The following is an 18,496-nucleotide window of genomic DNA, read 5'->3' on the forward strand; positions in this document are numbered from 1 at the left end:
GTCTTGCGTTTCCGACTCTATCAGACTCTTCCGTGTCCGATTCCCCGTCGGAGCGGGGCCGCCTTCCAGATTTCCGCTTTCGCGTTTCCCTTTCCAGCGATTCCGACTTTATCAGAGTGATCGGAGTCGGATTCCCACCCCCATTCGGAAGGTCCCAGGCATATGATTGACCCGGGTTCCCGTCGAGGTGGAGCCGTAAACGTACTGGAGTGGGGGGCCTCGAAGCAAATCGAGGCCCCCCACTCCGGGTGACGCATCGGACGATGCGTCAGATGCCTCAGACCTCGACCACCACGGGCAGGATCATCGGGCGCCTGCGGTACGTGTCCGAGACCCACTTGCCCACCGTGCGGCGCACGAGCTGCTGGAGTTGGTGCGGTTCGGCGACGCCGTCCGAGGCCGCCTTGCCGATGGCCTCTTCGACCTTGGGCAGTACGGCGGAGAACGCGGTGTCCTCGATGCCCGAGCCGCGGGCCTGGAAGTGCGGGCCGGCGACGACCTTGCCCGTGGTGGAGTCGACCACCACGAAGACCGAGATGATGCCCTCGTCGCCGAGGATGCGGCGGTCCTTGAGGGAGGTCTCGGTGACATCGCCGACCGACAGACCGTCCACGTAGACGTAGCCGGCCTGGACCTTGCCCACGATCCTGGCCATGCCGTCGACCAGGTCGACCACCACGCCGTCCTCCGCGATGACGATGTGGTCCTTGGGGACCCCGGTCAGCGCGCCCAGTTCGGCGTTGGCGCGCAGATGGCGCCATTCGCCGTGGACCGGCATCAGGTTCTTGGGCTTGCAGATGTTGTAGAAGTACAGGAGCTCGCCGGCCGAGGCGTGGCCCGAGACATGGACCTTGGCGTTGCCCTTGTGGATGACGTTCGCGCCCCACCGGGTCAGGCCGTTGATCACGCGGTAGACCGCGTTCTCGTTGCCCGGGATGAGGGACGACGCCAGGATGACCGTGTCGCCCTGGACGATCCGGATCTGGTGATCGCGGTTGGCCATGCGCGAGAGCGCGGCCATCGGCTCGCCCTGGGAGCCGGTGCAGACGAGGACGACCTCGTGGTCGGGGAGGTCGTCGAGTGTCTTGACGTCGACGACCAGACCGGGCGGGACCCTGAGATAGCCCAGGTCGCGGGCGATGCCCATGTTGCGGACCATCGAGCGGCCGACGAAGGCGACCCTGCGCCCGTATTCGTGGGCGGCGTCGAGGATCTGCTGGATGCGGTGGACGTGGCTCGCGAAGCTCGCCACGATGATCCGCTTCTGCGCGTTCGCGAAGACCTGTCGCAGGACGTTCGAGATGTCGCGCTCGGGCGGGACGAAGCCCGGTACCTCCGCGTTGGTGGAGTCCGAGAGCAGCAGGTCGATGCCCTCCTCGCCGAGCTTGGCGAAGGTGGGCAGGTCGGTGAGTCTGCGGTCCAGCGGGAGTTGGTCCATCTTGAAGTCGCCGGTGTGGACCGCCATGCCCGCGGGAGTGCGGATGGCGACGGCCAGGGCGTCCGGGATGGAGTGATTGACCGCGACGAACTCGCAGTCGAACGGGCCGATGCGCTCGCGGTGGCCCTCGGTGACCTCAAGGGTGTACGGGCGGATGCGATGCTCCTGGAGCTTCGCCTCGATCAGCGCGAGGGTCAGCTTGGAGCCGATCAGCGGGATGTCGGGCTTCAGCCGGAGCAGGAACGGGACGCCGCCGATGTGGTCCTCGTGGCCGTGGGTGAGCACGACCCCGTCGATGTCGTCGAGGCGGTCCCGGATGGTGGTGAAGTCCGGCAGGATCAGGTCGACACCGGGCTGCTCCTCCTCGGGGAAGAGGACGCCGCAGTCGACGATGAGCAGACGGCCGTTGTACTCGAAGACCGTCATGTTGCGGCCGATCTCGCCCAGCCCTCCGAGCGGGGTGACACGCAGGCCGTTCTTGGGCAGCTTCGGCGGCGCGCCGAGTTCAGGATGCGGATGACTCAAAAGACTCTCCTCACCACACGCGCCACGTGCCGCGGGGGCACGTGGCGCGCATGACATTCGTGCACTTGCTGTTGTCTGTGTGGACCGGTGTCCGTGTGAACCGACGTGTCGGTTTGTCTCGATGGACTATGTCTTCGCGTATTCAGTTGTGAAGTCTGTGATTAGAGCTGTACCCCGCCGGCCGCGAGATCGATCTTGAGCTGAGCCGTTTCATGGTCCGACAGCTCGACGAGCGGGAGGCGCAGCGGTCCGGCCGGCAGCTTCTGCAGCATGAGCGCGGCCTTGGTGGTGATGACGCCCTGGGTGCGGAACATGCCGGTGAACACCGGGAGCAGCTTCTGGTGGATCTCGGTGGCCTTCTGGACGTCACCGGTGAGGTGGGCGTCGAGGAGTTCGCGCAGCTCCGGGGTGACCACATGGCCGACGACGGACACGAAGCCGACCGCTCCGACGGAGAGCAGCGGGAGGTTGAGCATGTCGTCGCCGGAGTACCAGGCGAGGCCGGACTGGGCGATGGCCCAGCTGGCGCGGCCGAGGTCGCCCTTGGCGTCCTTGTTGGCGACGATACGCGGGTGCTGGGCGAGACGGACGATCGTCTCGGTGTCGATGGGGACACCGCTGCGGCCCGGGATGTCGTAGAGCATGACCGGCAGCCCTGTCGCGTCCGCGATGGCGGAGAAGTGCCGGAAAAGGCCCTCCTGCGGCGGCTTGTTGTAGTACGGCGTCACCGCGAGCAGTCCGTGCGCTCCGGCGCGTTCGGCCGTGCGGGCCAGCTCCAGGCTGTGACGGGTGTCGTTGGTGCCGACACCGGCGACGATGTGGGCCCGGTCTCCGACGGCCTCCAGGACGGCCCGTACCAGCTGCTCTTTCTCCACGTCACTGGTGGTCGGCGACTCACCGGTGGTGCCGTTCAGGACCAGGCCGTCGTTGCCCGCGTCCACGAGGTGGACGGCGAGCCGCTGGGCACCGTCGAGGTCGATTGCGCCGTCCGCCGTGAAGGGCGTGACCATGGCGGTGAGGACCCGCCCGAAGGGAGTCTGCGGAGTGGAGATCGGAGCCATGGGTAACACGCTACTCGCTGCTCAGCTCACCGTGTCCCTTTGGGGGACGGGACAGGAGGAGCCCGGCACTGCCTGCTCGGGGGTTCAAGCAGTGCCGGGTCCGTTTGATCAGCCTAGATGAACTTCTCGAAACGCCGCAATCCGGACACTTCACTCGGCCGACCGTACATCTGTGCCCCGGACAGGCCCGGAGCGTCTGCTAGGGGCTGCCCCGTTATCCCTGGATCAGCGCGCGGCGTCGGCTGCGGTGCGTCGCGAGGCGGAGGGGCGGAGAACGGGACAGCCCTCAGGGGGCGACCCTGCCGTTGGCATTGAAAGCCGCGTGGGTGAGCGGCATGAGCTTCGCCCAGTGCTCCTCCATCCGCTCTCCGACCATCTCGATCTCCCGCTGCGGGAAGGACGGCGTCCTCGCCTCTTCGTGCTGGGTGCGCAGGCCGAGGAAGTGCATCAGCGAGCGCGCGTTGCAGGTGGCGTACATCGACGAGAAGAGCCCGACGGGCAGCACGGAACGGGCCACCTCACGGGCCACCCCCGCCGCCAGCATCTCCTGGTACGCCTCGTACGCCCGTACGTAGGAGTCCTCCATGACGCGGCCGGTCAGCTCCCGCTGCTCACGGGTGCCGTCGACGAACACGTACTTCCCCGGACGGCCCTCCTGGACGAGCTTGCGCGACGTGTCGGGCACGTAGAAGACCGGCTGGAGCTCGCGGTAGCGGCCCGACTCCTCGTTGTACGACCAGCCCACGCGGTGCCGCATGAACTCGCGGAAGACGAAGATCGGGGCGCTGATGAAGAACGTCATCGAGTTGTGCTCGAAGGGGCTGCCGTGGCGGTCTCTCATCAGGAAATTGATGAGGCCCTTAGACCGCTCGGGGTCCTTCGAGAGCTCTTGCAGGGACTGCTCGCCGGCGGTGGAGACGCGCGCGGCCCACAGCACATCGGAGTCACCGGCGGCGTGCTTGACCAGCTCGACGGTGACATCGCTGCGGAAGCTCGGTTTGGTCTCGGTGGGGGTGTCGCTCACCAGCGGGGTCCTTCCAGTCGCGTCGCACGGGCGGCGCCCACTCTACGTCTCGGCACTGACAGCGACGGACGGGCGGCCTCGCACGGCGTTCATTGGTCAATTCGGGGAATTCGGGCACCGAATGAGGCTGTTGTTCGTCTCACTGAGCAGCAGCTGACACACCAGCGGCGTTCCCTCACGAGATCGCAAGGAGACTTCCTCCATGTTCCGCCGGCGAGAGGCCGTCCCGTTCGCATTCGTCGCCGAGGCCGAGAGCTTCCGCAGTAACGTCACGCCCCCGCCCAGACAGCGGGCCAGCACATCCGAGCTCGTCAGCCGTACGCTTATCGGGCTGACCGTCACCGCCGGATTCGTCGGCGCGCTGCTTTTCGGACTGCCGTCCCTGGAGACGGATCAGTCGTCCGGGCACACACAGCAGTCCGAGGCATCGCAGGGCCGCTGACCCGACCGGCCCCCCTGGGGTGGTCCGGTCGGGCCGGTGATCGGTAGCCTCACCGGGCACAGCAATCGAGCGTGCTTGTGAGTGAGGATCAGCCGTGCCCCTGTCTTTCTTGACGGCCGACCGGGCTTTTGACTCGACCGATGACGTCGCGCTGCCCTTCGACGATCATGATCATTGGCGGCGTCCGTACCGCCCAGGCCCCTGGCGCGTGGTGGCGGCGGCGCTGCTTCTGCTGCTCGCCTCGTTCGTTCTGCTCGCGGCGATGATCATCGCGTTCGCGGGCGCGCTGTCCGGCGCGGCGATGTGTTTGGCGGTCGCGGCGGTGGTGATCATCGCCGCGCTGCGCCTGCTCCGCGTGGGCGCGTGGGTCAGCCGGCACGGCGTGCGCCGGGTGAGCCTGCTGCTGACGAGGACCGTGCCCTGGAACCAGGCCACGGCCGTACGCACCGTCCAGCAGCCGGTGCGCTGGCTCGGGCTGCCGCGCACCGTACAGGGGCAGGCGCTCGTCCTCGTACGTCGGCGGGGTGAACCGATTCAGCTGCTCACCGACCACAACGCGGACTTCCTGTCGCGTGGTGAGGCGTTCGACCGGGCCGCCGACACCGTGGAGGCCTGGGGCGACGAGTACCGCGGCGCCTGACACCGTCGTACGGGCGGGAGAGCGGTTCGAGCGGGGTCCGGCCATGGCAGGCCGGGCCCCGCTCCGCGCTTCCCGGCTCCGCGGGCCGCTCAGACCCGTACGGGCTTGCCGTCCCGGAGCGCGATGGCCCGCTGCATCGCTTTACGGGCACGGGGGGTGTCCCGGGCGTCGTGGTAGGCGATAGCGAGCCGGAACCAGCAGCGCCAGTCGTCCGGTGCGTCCTCGGTCTCGGCGCGGCGCTCGGCGAAGACGGCGTCCGCGGAGTCCCGGTCGATCCGGCCCCCGGCCGTACGGATCAGCGTGTCGACCGGCAGGCCGCCCTCCGCGTCCAGCTCCGCCGCGAGCCGGTTGGCGCGCGCGACGAACTGGGTGTTCTTCCAAAGGAACCAGATACCGATGAGCGGCAGGACCAGCACGGCGACACCGAAGGTGATGGTGAGCGCCGTGCCGTGTTCGATCAGCAGCACTCCTCGGCTGCCGACCAGGACGAAGTAGACGACCAGGACGGCGGCCGTGACGCAATAGGTGATCTTCGCACGCATGGGGTCAGCTCAGGTCGAGGAAGTGTTCCAGGCCGAAGGTGAGGCCGGGGGCGGAGACCACACGCCGCACACCGAGCAGGATGCCCGGCATGAAGCTGCTGTGGTGCAGGGAGTCGTGCCGGACGGTGAGGGTCTCGCCCTCGCCGCCGAGGATGACCTCCTGGTGGGCCAGGAGGCCGCGGAGCCGTACGGAGTGCACCGGCACCCCGTCGACATCGGCGCCGCGCGCGCCGTCCAGCGCCGTGACCGTGGCGTCGGGCTGCGGGGCGCTGCCCGCCGCCGCGCGGGCCGCCGCGATCAGCTGGGCCGTACGGACGGCGGTGCCGGAGGGCGCGTCGACCTTGTTCGGGTGGTGCAGTTCGACGATCTCGACCGACTCGAAGTAGCGGGCCGCGGTCTCGGAGAACTTCATGGTGAGGACCGCGCCGATGGAGAAGTTCGGCGCGATCAGCACGCCCGTCTCCGGGGAGGCGGCCAGCGAGGTGTCCAGCTGCGCGAGCCGCTCGTCCGTCCATCCCGTGGTACCGACGACGGCGTGGATTCCATGACGTACACAGAAGTCGAGGTTGCCCATCACCGAGGCCGGGGTGGTCAGTTCCACCGCGACCTGGGCGCCGGTCTCCACCAGGGTCTCCAGCTTGTCGCCCCGGCCGAGGACCGCGACCAGTTCCAGGTCGTCGGCGGCCTCGACGGCCCGTACCGCCTCGGCGCCGATACGTCCCCTGGCTCCGAGAACGGCCACGCGCAGCTTGCTCATCGCTCTGCTTCCTTCAGCGTTTGGGTGCGGCCCGGTCAGGAGACCACGTCGTCGAGGCGGTCCGCCTGCTGGTCCTTGAGGGGGCCGATGACGGACAGCGAGGGACGGTGTCCCAGTACGTCACGGGCGACCGCGCGTACGTCGTCGGGGGTGACGGCGGATATCCGCCCCAGCATGTCGTCCACGGACATCTGGGCGCCCCAGCACAGCTCGCTCTTGCCGATCCGGTTCATCAGCGCGCCGGTGTCCTCCAGGCCGAGGACGGTGGAGCCGGACAGCTGCCCGATGGCGCGGCCGATCTCCTCGTCGCTGAGCCCGTCCTCGGCGGCCCGGTCGAGCTCGTCGCGGCAGATCTTCAGGACGTCGTGGACCTGGCTGGGCCGGCAGCCCGCGTAGACCCCGAAGAGTCCGCAGTCGGCGAAGCCCGAGGTGTACGAGTAGACGCTGTAGGCGAGCCCGCGCTTCTCCCGTACCTCCTGGAAGAGCCGCGAGCTCATGCCGCCGCCGAGGGCGGTGTTCAGGACGCCGAGCGCCCAGCGGCGCTCGTCGGTGCGCGCCAGGCCCGGCATGCCGAGGACGACATGGGCCTGCTCGGTCTTGCGGTTCAGCAGGTCGACCCGGCCCGCGGTGCGCACGGAGCGGCTGCCGTCGCGGGGGGCCAGGGGCACGGCGTCCGTACGGGACAGGGCGCCGGCCTTCTCGAACGCCTTGCGGACCTGCCGTACCACCGTGGCGTGGTCGATGTTGCCCGCGGCGGCGACGATGAGGCGCGTCGGGTCGTAGTGCTTCTTGTAGAAGCGCGCGATCCGGTCGCGGTCGAGGTCGTTGATGGTGTCGACGGTGCCGAGCACCGGCCGGCCGAGAGGGGAGTCGCCGAACATGGTCTTCGCGAACAGGTCGTGTACGCAGTCGCCCGGGTCGTCCTCGGTCATGGCGATCTCTTCGAGGATCACCCCGCGCTCGGCGTCGACGTCGACGGCCTCGATGAGCGAGCCGGTGAGCATGTCGCAGACGACATCGATGGCCAGCGGCAGATCGGTGTCGAGCACCCGCGCGTAGTAGCAGGTGTACTCCTTCGCCGTGAAGGCGTTCATCTCGCCGCCGACCGCGTCGATGGCGGAGGAGATGTCGAGGGCGCTGCGCCGGCTCGTGCCCTTGAAGAGGAGGTGCTCCAGATAGTGCGTGGCGCCGTTGAGCGCCGGGGTCTCGTCGCGTGAGCCGACCTGCACCCAGATCCCGAAGGTCGCGGAGCGTACCGACGGGAGGGTTTCGGTGACAACGCGCAGGCCGCCAGGGAGGGTCGTACGACGGACCGTACCGATGCCGTTCTCGCCCTTGAGCAGGGTTTGGGTACGGGCGACGGCCCGCGCCTCCGAAGAGGCGCGGGCCGTCGCCCTGGAGCTGTCGGTCACTTGGCGCCCGTGGCCGAGCCGCTGTCGGACACAGTGTCCTGCGCCTCTTCGGACTCTCCGCCCTCTTCACCCTCGATGACGGGGATCAGGGAGAGCTTGCCGCGCTGGTCGATCTCGGCGATCTCGACCTGGACCTTCTGGCCCACACCGAGGACGTCCTCGACGTTCTCCACGCGCTTGCCGCCGGCGAGCTTGCGGATCTGCGAGATGTGCAGCAGACCGTCCTTGCCCGGGAGCAGCGACACGAACGCACCGAAGGTGGTGGTCTTGACGACCGTGCCCAGGTAACGCTCGCCGACCTCCGGCATGGTCGGGTTGGCGATGCCGTTGATCGTGGCGCGGGCGGCCTCGGCGGCCGGTCCGTCGGCGGCACCGATGTAGATGGTGCCGTCGTCCTCGATCGTGATGTCGGCGCCGGTGTCCTCCTGGATCTGGTTGATCATCTTGCCCTTGGGGCCGATGACCTCACCGATCTTGTCCACCGGGATCTTGACGGTGATGATCCGCGGGGCGTTCGGGGACATCTCGTCCGGCACGTCGATGGCCTCGTTCATCACATCGAGGATGTGGAGGCGGGCGTCGCGGGCCTGCTTCAGCGCGGCGGCCAGGACCGAGGCGGGGATGCCGTCGAGCTTGGTGTCGAGCTGGAGCGCGGTGACGAAGGTCTTCGTACCGGCGACCTTGAAGTCCATGTCGCCGTAGGCGTCCTCCGCACCGAGGATGTCGGTGAGGGCGACGTAGTGCGTCTTGCCGTCGATCTCCTGCGAGATCAGGCCCATGGCGATACCGGCGACGGGGGCCTTGAGCGGCACACCGGCGTTCAGCAGCGACATGGTGGAGGCGCAGACCGAGCCCATGGACGTCGAGCCGTTGGAGCCCAGCGCCTCGGAGACCTGGCGGATCGCGTACGGGAACTCCTCGCGCGTCGGCAGCACCGGCACGATGGCGCGCTCCGCGAGCGCGCCGTGGCCGATCTCGCGGCGCTTCGGGGAGCCGACGCGGCCGGTCTCACCGACGGAGTAGGGCGGGAAGTTGTAGTTGTGCATGTAGCGCTTGCGGGTCACCGGCGAGAGGGTGTCCAGCTGCTGCTCCATGCGGAGCATGTTGAGGGTGGTGACGCCCAGGATCTGGGTCTCGCCACGCTCGAAGAGCGCCGAGCCGTGCACGCGCGGGATGGCCTCGACCTCGGCGGCGAGCGTACGGATGTCCGTGACGCCGCGGCCGTCGATACGGACCTTGTCCTTGATGACGCGCTCGCGGACCAGGGACTTGGTCAGCGCGCGGTAGGCGCCGGAGATCTCCTTCTCGCGGCCCTCGAACTGCGGGAGCAGCTTCTCGGCGGCGAGCTCCTTGACGCGGTCCAGCTCGGCCTCGCGGTCCTGCTTGCCGGCGATGGTGAGCGCCTGGGAGAGCTCGCTCTTGACGGCGGCGGTCAGCGCCTCCAGGACGTCGTCCTGGTAGTCGAGGAAGACCTGGAACTCGCCGGTGGGCTTGGCGGCCTTGGCGGCGAGGTCGGACTGGGCCTTGCACAGCGCCTTGATGAAGGGCTTCGCGGCTTCCAGACCGGCGGCGACGATCTCCTCGGTGGGAGCCTCGGCGCCGTCCTTGACGAGCTGGATGGTCTTCTCGGTGGCCTCGGCCTCGACCATCATGATCGCGACATCGCCGTCGTCCAGGACGCGGCCGGCGACGACCATGTCGAAGACGGCGTCCTCCAGCTCGGTGTGGGTCGGGAAGGCGACCCACTGGCCCTTGATCAGGGCGACACGGGTGCCGCCGATCGGGCCGGAGAAGGGCAGGCCGGCCAGCTGCGTGGAGCAGGAGGCGGCGTTGATGGCGACCACGTCGTACAGGTGGTCGGGGTTGAGCGCCATGATCGTCTCGACGATCTGGATCTCGTTGCGCAGGCCCTTCTTGAAGGAGGGGCGCAGCGGGCGGTCGATCAGGCGGCAGGTGAGGATCGCGTCCTCGGACGGCCGGCCCTCCCGGCGGAAGAAGGAGCCGGGGATCTTGCCGGCCGCGTACATCCGCTCCTCGACGTCCACCGTCAGGGGGAAGAAGTCGAGCTGGTCCTTGGGCTTCTTGGAAGCGGTGGTGGCCGACAGCACCATGGTGTCGTCGTCCAGATAGGCCACGGCGGAACCGGCGGCCTGCTTGGCCAGTCGGCCCGTCTCGAAGCGGATGGTGCGGGTGCCGAAGGTTCCGTTGTCGATAACGGCCTCGGCGTAGTGGGTCTCGTTCTCCACTAGTGTTTTCTCCTCGTGTTCGTCCGGTGCCCGTGTGGCAGGGGACGTGGCGGAGAAGCGCTCCTTGGTGCGGGCCGGTCTTCGATCGAAGCACCCGGGGCCGCGGCATGGGCCGCGTGCCATCCGGGAGCCACTACCGAGGACCGGCGGCGGCGGAGTTCGCTCCTCCTCTTCAGTTGTGCTCGTGCGACCAGATTACTGAGCTTCGCCGCGGGATGACATTCCGGTTGTCCCTGGCGGGGTGCTCATGGGCCCCGTACGGGGACGGTCGGCCCACCCGTACCTGGTGGCGTACGCGACAGAACGTACGCGCGTACGCGAAAGGAGCGGCCCCCTGGAAGTGGGAACCGCTCCCTTCACGGTGTCTTACTTGGCACCGCCGGCCGCACCGCGGCGGATGCCCAGGCGGTCGACCAGCGTACGGAAGCGCTGGATGTCCTTCTTGGCCAGGTACTGCAGCAGCCGGCGGCGCTGACCGACCAGGATCAGCAGACCACGACGGGAGTGGTGGTCGTGCTTGTGGGTCTTGAGGTGCTCGGTCAGGTCCGAGATCCGGCGCGACAGCATGGCGACCTGGACCTCGGGGGAGCCGGTGTCACCTTCCTTGGTGCCGAACTCGGTCATGATCTGCTTCTTCGTAGCGGCGTCGAGCGACACGCGTACTCCTCGTGGGTCTTCGTGGCCACCGAGTGCCCCAGGTCGAATACTCTGGGGAGCTTCCGTTACTCGGGAGGCGGGGATCCGTTGGGCGCTGTTCCGGACGGTTCCGGAACGCGTACACAAACGGCCGCTACGTAGCGTACCAGCCCCATCAGGAGGTCAACGCCCGGATGGAGTGGTAGACGTCGAAGACCGCCAGACAGAGCGGTACGAGCGTCAGCAGGACGAAGGCCTCCGCGATCTCCAGGAAGCGGCCCCAGAAGGGGGTCACCCCCTTGCTCGGCACGATCAGGCCGATGGCGGTGATCAGGGCGGCGACGGCCGCGACCGCGGTGGTGAGCCAGACCGTACGGATGTCGAGCGCCGTGCCGTCACCCCGCAGGGCCTCGCGCATCAGATCAGAGGGCGGGTTGAGGCAGAGCCCCAGCACCAGCAGCGCCAGGGCGCCGAGGCCCGCGGCCAGGGCGCAGCCGACCTGCGCGGTGTAGCGGAAGAGGTGGGCGCGCATCAGCATGGCGACGCCGGTGGCGAGCGCGAGCAGCTGTCCCCACACGTTGGCGGAGAAGCCGAGCACCGCGGCGGCGCCCACGGCCACCAGCGCGCAGCCGCCGACCAGGCCGACCAGCAGTTCATGACCGCGCCGGGCCTGGGCCGCGATGCGCTCGGCGTCGACCGGGCCCTGGGGGACGGGGTCGGTGCCGTAGTCGCCGACAGACGAACGGGGCGGCTCGAAACCGATGGGGAGCCGGGCGAAGCGGGTGGAGAGGCCGGGCAGGAACGCCAGGGCCCCCACGGCGACCGGGGCGCAGACCGCGGCGGTCTCGGCGGGGGCCATGTCGGTCATGATCGCGGCGAAGGTCACCAGCAGACCGACGGCGGCGGCGAACACGAAGGCGACGAAGGCGCCGTCCCCGCTCGGGGTGACGATCATCAGGATCACCGCGGCGACGAGCACGGCCGCGCAGGCGAGCAGGAACTGCAGCCTGCCGGTGCCCTGGCCCTGCGCGAGCGACAGCAGTCCGGAACCGGCGACGGCGGCGTTCGCCAGTGATCCGATGCCCAGGGCGATGGACGAGCCCCGGTCGTCGTAGACCCGTGCGCGTACGCCGGCGAGCGCGAGCAGCAGGACGGCCGTGACGCCGGCCAGGATGCCGGGCAGGCCGTGCATGTCGTGCCGGGGGTCGGCGGTCCACAGGACGAAGGAGAGCAGGACAAGCAGGACCGAGCCGCCGAAGAGCCCGGCGCCGCGCATCAGACCGTCGGTCCAGAGCGTGCTGTCGCGGGCGACGGCGGAGGCGACGGCGTCGGAGACATCGTCGAAGACCGCCGGCGGCAGGGACTCGGCGAAGGGCCGCATCGAGAGCAGCTCGCCGTCGAGGATGCGCTGGGCCGCCAGGGAGCGCGCGCTGTCGAGTACTGTGCCATCCCGGCGTACCAGGTGGTACCCGACAGGGGCGCCCTCGGCGGGGCTCTGTCCCGACAGCCGGAGGATCTCCGGGTAGAGATCGGCGACGGGGATGTCCTCGGGCAGTGCCACATCGACGCGGCCGTCCGGCGCGACGACCGTGATCCGGCAGAAGCCGGTCCCGCCGCCGGCCGGAGCCACGAGACCGGGGTGACCGGTTCCGGCGGCCGCCGCTCGGGCCGTCTGGGCCGTCATACTCACCTGCTGTTCCCCCTTGTGGTTCTGATGGATCGTGTGCATGGATCGTGTGCGTGGAGCGCGTGGGTGGATCCGATGCGCGGATCCTGTGCGTGGATCGTGTGCGCGGATCGTGTGAACCATGGGCCGCGTGCTGATACCGGGCCTCGCACGACGACCCGAATCACCCTGTTTTTCGCACTAGTTCACGGGTTTTCGCAGTAGTTCACGGGTACGCGAACGCGTCGCGCCACCCTACCGCCAAGCCTCCGTCCGGCACGCAAGTAGGATCCTTCCCCGCGGATGGAACCCGTCGCCACGGGGGCGCCGATAGGAAACATTCCGTCCGGCAAGGGAATTGGTGAGCTGTGAGCCAGATCGTCGTCAAGCGCCCACCACGGGTCCTGCCTGCCGAAGTACCCGGCGAGCAGGTGCAAGTGCAACCTCCGCCCGAGCTGCCGCGAGGACAGCAGGAGGGCGCGCTGATGCAGCTGCTGCCGATGCTGGGCATGGGCGGTTCGGTCGTCTTCTTCTTCATGACCCCGAACCCGATCATGCGGATCATGGGCATGGTGATGATCGCGTCGACGGTCGCCATGGCGATCGCGATGCTGTTCCGTTACCGCCGGGGCACCCAGGGCCAGCTCGCCGACATGCGGCGCGACTATCTCAAGTACCTGACGCAGACCCGGCGCGCGGTACTGCGCACCGCGCGCCTCCAGCGTGACGCGCAGTACTACCTCCATCCGTCGCCGGAGCAGCTGTGGGCGCTGGTCGCCGAGGGCAGCCGGGTGTGGGAACGCCGGGTGGGCGACGTCGACTTCGGGCAGGTGCGTGTCGGTCTGGGCAACCAGCAGCTCGCGACCCCGCTCATCGCGCCCGAGACGGCGCCGGTGGACGATCTGGAGCCGCTCACCGCGGGGGCGATGCAGCAGTTCCTGACCGCGCACAGCACGCTGGGCGGGCTGCCGATGGCCGTCTCGCTGCGCGCCTTCTACCATCTGACGGTCAGTGGGGAGCCGGAGTGCGTGCGCTCCACGGCCCGCGCGCTGGTCTGCTCGCTCGCCTCGCTGCACTCCCCCGACGATCTGGTCATCGCCGTCGCCGCCGGACGTGAGGCGGCGCCTCGGTGGGAGTGGGCGAAGTGGCTTCCGCATGTGCAGGTCCCCGGCAGTACGGACGGCGCGGGCAGCCGGCGGCTGATCACCACCGACGCGCGGGAACTGGAAGAGATGCTGGCGAGCCGCCTGGAGGGCCGTCCGCGCTTCCAGCCCGGCGGCCAGCCGCTGCTCGACCAGCCGCACATCGTCGTCGTACTCGACGGCCAGTCGGTACCCGCCATGTCGGCGCTCGCCGCGGCGGAGGGCCTCCAGGGTGTGACGGTCGTCGAGGTCGTCCCGGGTGAGGTCACCGGCGCGCGCGGCGGGCTGTCCGTGGTCGTCCACCCCGATTCGCTGCAACTGGAGTCGGGGCACGGCCTGGTGTACGACGGCGCGCCCGACCAGCTGAGCGCGGAGGCGGCCGAGGCGCTCGCACGCCAGCTGGCGCCGCTCACCGTGGCCTCGGGCGGGGACGACGACGAACCGCTGCTGGCGAACCTCGACTTCACCGATCTGCTGAATCTGGGCGACGCGGCCTCCGTCGACGTCACCCGCACCTGGCGCCCGCGCTCCCAGGCGGAGCGGCTGCGGGTCCCGATCGGCGTCGGTGAGGACGGCACGCCCGTGATGCTGGACCTGAAGGAGGCCGCGCAGGAGGGCATGGGTCCGCACGGTCTGTGCGTGGGCGCGACCGGCTCCGGCAAGTCCGAGCTGCTGCGTACGCTCGTACTGGGCCTGGCCGTCACGCACTCGTCCGAGACCCTCAACTTCGTCCTCGCGGACTTCAAGGGCGGCGCGACCTTCGCGGGGATGTCGCAGATGCCGCATGTCGCCGCGGTGATCACCAACCTCGCGGACGATCTGACGCTGGTGGACCGCATGGGCGACTCCATCCGCGGTGAGCTCAACCGCCGGCAGGAGATGCTGCGCGACGCGGGCAACTACGCCAACATCCATGACTACGAGAAGGCACGGGCCGCGGGCGCGCCGCTCCAGCCCATCCCCTCGCTCGTCCTGGTCATCGACGAGTTCAGCGAACTCCTCACCGCCATGCCGGACTTCATCGAGATGTTCGTGCAGATCGGCCGCATCGGTCGGTCGCTGGGCGTCCATCTGCTGCTGGCCTCACAGCGGTTGGAGGAGGGGCGGCTGCGCGGTCTGGAGACCTATCTGTCGTACCGGATCGGTCTGCGGACGTTCTCCGCGGCCGAGTCCCGCGCGGCGCTGGGCGTGCCCGACGCCTACCAGCTGCCCAATGTCCCCGGCTCCGGGTATCTGAAGTTCGGTACGGACGAGATGGTGCGGTTCAAGGCCGCCTATGTCTCGGGGGTGTACCGCACGAACCAGCAGCAGGCGGCGGCCCCTGGTGGACCGCTCCCGGTGGACCGCAGGCCCGTGGCGTTCACGGCGGCTCCGGTGCCCGTACGGTACGTCGAGCCGAGCACCACCTCACCCGACGTGCCCGAGGCGCGTTCGGGTGAGGACGACGCGCTCGCCGACTCCGTACTCGATGTGATCGTGCGACGGCTGGAGGGGCGGGGCGCGGAGGCCCATCAGGTGTGGCTGCCCCCGCTGGACAACCCGCCGGCGCTGGACGAACTCCTTCCGGGACTCGCGGGGGTGGAGGGACGTGGGCTGACGCAGCCCGGGTTCGAGGGCGCGGGTCGTCTCGTCGTACCGCTCGGTGTGGTCGACAAGCCGTACGAGCAGCGCCGCGACACGCTCTACCGGGACTTCTCCGGGGCCGCGGGCCATATGCAGATCGTCGGTGGTCCCCAGTCGGGCAAGTCGACGCTGCTGCGGACGATCATCTCGGCGTTCGCGCTGACCCATACGCCGCAGGAGGTCCAGTTCTACGGCCTCGACTTCGGTGGTGGCGGTATGTCGTCGATCGCGGGCCTGCCGCATGTCGGCGGGGTCGCGTCGCGCCTCGACCCCGAGCGGGTGCGGCGCGCGGTCGCCGAGGTGTACGGAATCCTGTCGCGGCGCGAGGAGTACTTCCGCGGCGCGGGCATCGACTCCATCGCCACGTACCGCAGGCTGCGGGCGCGCGGCGACATCTCGCCGACGGACCAGCCGTGGGGTGACGTGTTCCTGGTCATCGACGGCTGGGGCAACTTCCGTTCGGACTACGAGGGCCTGGAGCAGGCCGTCCTTGAGATCGCGGCCCGCGGGCTCGGCTACGGCATCCATGTGATCCTCACGGCCTCACGCTCGATGGAGGTCCGGGCGAATCTCAAGGACCATCTGATGAACCGCCTGGAGCTGCGGCTCGGTGACACCATGGACTCCGAGCTGGACCGCAAGTCCGCGGTCAATGTCCCCACGGGGGTGCCGGGGCGCGGGCTGACGCCGGAGAAGCTGCACTTCATGGCGGCGGTCCCGAGGATCGACGGGATCAACTCCGACAGCGATCTGTCCGAGGCCACGGCCGCGATGACCCAGGAGGTCTCCCGGCACTGGACGGCGCCGGGCGCCCCGGCCGTACGGCTGCTGCCGCGCGAACTGCCGATGGCGGACCTCCCGGCGGGCTTCGCCCACCCGGAGCGCGGGGTGGCCTTCGCCATCGACGAGAACAACCTGGAACCGGTCTTCGTCAATTTCGAACAAGACCCGTTCTTCCTGGTGTTCGGCGAAAGCGAGGCCGGCAAGACCAACATCCTGCGGCTGCTCATCAAGCAGCTGACCGAGCGGTACGACGGCGACGCGTGCAAGCTCTTCGTGATCGACAACCGGCGCGCACTGCTGGACGCCACCCCGGCCACGCACCTGGCGGAGTACGTCCCCATGTCCAACAACATGGAGCACCACGTGGACGCCCTGGTCGACCTGATGCGGCGCCGCACACCGTCGGCCGATGTCACGGCGCAGCAACTGCGGGACCGCAGCTGGTGGCGCGGTCCGGACGTGTACGTGGTCGTCGACGACTACGACCTGGTCTCGACGTCGAGCGGCAACCCCCTGGCGAAGCTGACGGAACTGCTCCCCTTCGCCCGCGACGTCGGCGTCCGCTTCATCATCGCCCGCAACGCGGCGGGCGCGAGCAGGGCCGCGTACGAGCCGTTCATGCAGCGGATGACGGAACTGGGCGCACAGGGCGTGCTGCTCTCCGGCGACCCGCAGGAAGGCGAGGTGCTCGGCAACGCCAGGATGCGCCCCATGCCGGTGGGCCGAGGAACCTTCGTCTCGCGGCGACGCGGAAACCCGCTGGTACAGACCGGCCTTATGCCCTCGCAGGACGAGGGGTGATGGGGCGGGGGTCTTCGCGGGCTTCCTAGCGGGCTCTTCGTGGGCTTCTTCGCGGCCTTCTTCGCGGTGCTGTTCCTGGGACCGGCCTTCGTGGACCAGCGCAAGGCGTGGTGGCGCTTCCAGGCGCGGCGCTTCGAGACCCCGGAGGCACATGAGCCGTCGGACGGTCTGATCCGGGGGCGGAAGCTGGTGCTGATCGGGGTGGCGCTGTTCCTGGGGTGGCAGTCGGTGGAGATGTTCCGGCTGGCGGGGATGGCGTCGTGAGCGTGCGTGCCGCGTGCCTGTGGGGCGTACGTGGAGCTTCCGTGCGGACATCGGCGTGGCCGGTAATCGCGGGTGGCCGAGGGCGCGTTGATGGGTTGATGACCTGATCTGGCGGCTGCAGGCGTCGTTGTCGCTCCCATTGCCGACGACATAGCTGGTGAAGCTTTGAACACCTTCATCGGCCAGGAAACCGATAAAGCCGTCGACAAGGCAGAAGAGGACTACACAGAGAAAGCTCAGCCCACAAGCCAACAGTTCTACGGCAAAGGCGCCGACGCCCCGGGAAGCAACTACGATCACCGCTTCAACGAATATGAGAAGTTCGGGGGCGAGGGAGACTCCGATGATGTCCTCCGTAACCTGAAGGACACTTACCTCACCACCGGTTCAAGCGAGGAAGATCTCCACGGACGTTCGCCATACAAGGACTGATGAATAATGTGGTGCCCTTCTCCGATGGACCACATGGGGGCTGGTAGTGATGGCCGGGGTGTCCGGATGTTCGAGTGAAGAGGCAGAGCAACCGACAGGGATCTCAGCTGGTCAGATCTGCGACGAGACGTTGGACCAGGCAGCGAAGGAGTCATTGCAGCGAATCGGCGGCACCGAGACATTTACTGAACTCACGGGAACCACCGATTCAGGAGAACCGAACAAATTCTCACTCGACAGAGCCGCGGCAAACCTCCACGAACAGGAATCGAGTCGCAGTCGATGCACTGTCAGCGGCAAACCACTCATCCAACTGGACTTCAAGGCTTCGGAATCCTATCCGAAATGGAGTGACTTCCAACAGGAGGATTCGAGGGGGCGCACGTTCTACCCGCTGGGCTTGTACGCGGACACGAAGGAGGGGTATTCCACCTCCTTGTATTTTCGCTGCGCGACAAAAGAGGCGGAAGGGACAACCCCGTACATCAACGCGGGAATATTCAGTGTCGCAGATCAGCTTGAGGGGGACTCTACAAGCAAGGACAGGATGACAATACTCCGTGTCCCGGCGCCTCGCGGCAGAGCTGGGATGCTCCGACGAAGCACAACTCCCTTCTCAAGTGCCGGCACCAGAGGCCGGCTAATGCGGAGAAAGCACTGTCGGCCAAAGCAGGAAGCATTCCGGGCGGCCAATACAGCCTCAGCATCGTCGTTGATCTGAAGACGGAAGAGGCGACTGACGACGCAGAAGTGCGTCAGGGCCTCAAGGACCTCACGGTCGGGGCAGCGCGTTACTCCCATGAGAAGGCGAAGCGCGACCTCCTCTCCAAGCTCCCTGAGCAGAGCGGCGATCCAGCCGCAGGCTTTGCCATGACATCGACACTCAAAATGCTGCCTGGTGGGCACAGCTTCCTGCCACTGAAGTCGAGGGATCACAAGGGAACGAATGAAGAGCCGCAGGAACCGTCCTAGGGTGTGTCTGACAATGATCATGTCGCTGGTTGGCGGAGCCAGAGGATGAGTGAGGCGAGTTGGAGTCCGGCTCGGTAGCGGGTGGCGAGC

General features: G+C 68.3%; 14 protein-coding genes. 5 read left to right on the forward strand and 9 right to left on the reverse strand.

Features of this window, described 5'->3' with window-relative positions; genetic code table 11:
- Window positions 1–277: 277 nt before the first annotated feature.
- The 3 genes from ACIRQP_RS40570 to thyX all read right to left on the reverse strand — a co-directional run bounded on the left by ACIRQP_RS40570 (window position 278) and on the right by thyX (window position 4,048).
- Window positions 278–1,963 carry a ribonuclease J gene (locus ACIRQP_RS40570; RefSeq protein ID WP_403900240.1) on the reverse strand — a complete coding sequence of 562 codons (1,686 nt, stop codon included), beginning with the start codon at window positions 1,961–1,963 and terminating at the stop codon, window positions 278–280.
- Between the two features lie 161 nt (window positions 1,964–2,124).
- Complete coding sequence (gene dapA, locus ACIRQP_RS40575; RefSeq protein ID WP_403900241.1) at window positions 2,125–3,024, reverse strand: 4-hydroxy-tetrahydrodipicolinate synthase; 900 nt, start codon at window positions 3,022–3,024, stop codon at window positions 2,125–2,127.
- 286 nt (window positions 3,025–3,310) lie between these two features.
- On the reverse strand, window positions 3,311–4,048 hold the full coding sequence (gene thyX, locus ACIRQP_RS40580) for an FAD-dependent thymidylate synthase (protein ID WP_403900243.1): 738 nt from the start codon (window positions 4,046–4,048) through the stop codon (window positions 3,311–3,313).
- 202 nt (window positions 4,049–4,250) lie between these two features.
- On the opposite strand from thyX, the gene ACIRQP_RS40585 reads away from it, so the two are divergent.
- Window positions 4,251–4,490, forward strand: coding sequence for a hypothetical protein (locus ACIRQP_RS40585; RefSeq protein ID WP_403900245.1), 240 nt, complete (start codon window positions 4,251–4,253; stop codon window positions 4,488–4,490).
- A 94-nt stretch (window positions 4,491–4,584) separates the two neighbouring features.
- The gene (locus ACIRQP_RS40590) at window positions 4,585–5,130 is read left to right on the forward strand and encodes a hypothetical protein (protein WP_403900247.1); all 546 of its coding nucleotides are present in this window, start codon (window positions 4,585–4,587) and stop codon (window positions 5,128–5,130) included.
- 89 nt (window positions 5,131–5,219) lie between these two features.
- Here ACIRQP_RS40590 and ACIRQP_RS40595 read toward each other — a convergent pair whose 3' ends face one another.
- From ACIRQP_RS40595 to eccD, 6 genes are all read right to left on the reverse strand, one after another.
- A complete protein-coding gene (locus ACIRQP_RS40595; protein WP_403900249.1) occupies window positions 5,220–5,672 on the reverse strand; it encodes a hypothetical protein in 453 nt (150 codons plus the stop codon).
- Window positions 5,673–5,676: 4 nt separating this feature from the next.
- On the reverse strand, window positions 5,677–6,429 hold the full coding sequence (dapB, locus tag ACIRQP_RS40600; RefSeq protein ID WP_403900250.1) for a 4-hydroxy-tetrahydrodipicolinate reductase: 753 nt from the start codon (window positions 6,427–6,429) through the stop codon (window positions 5,677–5,679).
- Between the two features lie 35 nt (window positions 6,430–6,464).
- Complete coding sequence (locus ACIRQP_RS40605; RefSeq protein WP_403900252.1) at window positions 6,465–7,841, reverse strand: M16 family metallopeptidase; 1,377 nt, start codon at window positions 7,839–7,841, stop codon at window positions 6,465–6,467.
- Window positions 7,838–10,087 (reverse strand): polyribonucleotide nucleotidyltransferase, encoded by a 2,250-nt coding sequence (locus tag ACIRQP_RS40610; RefSeq protein WP_403900254.1) that lies wholly within the window; start codon window positions 10,085–10,087, stop codon window positions 7,838–7,840. Before ACIRQP_RS40610 ends, ACIRQP_RS40605 begins: the two co-directional genes overlap by 4 nt.
- 366 nt (window positions 10,088–10,453) lie before the next feature.
- Window positions 10,454–10,744, reverse strand: a complete 291-nt coding sequence (gene rpsO, locus ACIRQP_RS40615) for a 30S ribosomal protein S15 (protein ID WP_030351649.1) — start codon at window positions 10,742–10,744, stop codon at window positions 10,454–10,456.
- A gap of 154 nt (window positions 10,745–10,898) precedes the next feature.
- Entirely contained in the window at window positions 10,899–12,452 is a 1,554-nt protein-coding gene (eccD, locus tag ACIRQP_RS40620; RefSeq protein WP_403900256.1) for a type VII secretion integral membrane protein EccD, read from the reverse strand.
- Between the two features lie 305 nt (window positions 12,453–12,757).
- Between eccD and eccCa the strand changes: the two genes are divergently transcribed.
- From eccCa to ACIRQP_RS40635, 3 genes are all read left to right on the forward strand, one after another.
- Complete coding sequence (eccCa, locus tag ACIRQP_RS40625; RefSeq protein WP_403900258.1) at window positions 12,758–16,738, forward strand: type VII secretion protein EccCa; 3,981 nt, start codon at window positions 12,758–12,760, stop codon at window positions 16,736–16,738.
- Window positions 16,739–16,777: 39 nt separating this feature from the next.
- The gene (locus ACIRQP_RS40630) at window positions 16,778–17,002 is read left to right on the forward strand and encodes a hypothetical protein (RefSeq protein WP_403900260.1); all 225 of its coding nucleotides are present in this window, start codon (window positions 16,778–16,780) and stop codon (window positions 17,000–17,002) included.
- Between the two features lie 165 nt (window positions 17,003–17,167).
- The gene (locus ACIRQP_RS40635; protein WP_403900262.1) at window positions 17,168–17,434 is read left to right on the forward strand and encodes a hypothetical protein; all 267 of its coding nucleotides are present in this window, start codon (window positions 17,168–17,170) and stop codon (window positions 17,432–17,434) included.
- The last annotated feature ends 1,062 nt before the right edge of the window (window positions 17,435–18,496 follow it).

The organism is Streptomyces sp. NPDC102274 (assembly GCF_044766385.1).
Lineage (GTDB): Bacteria > Actinomycetota > Actinomycetes > Streptomycetales > Streptomycetaceae > Streptomyces.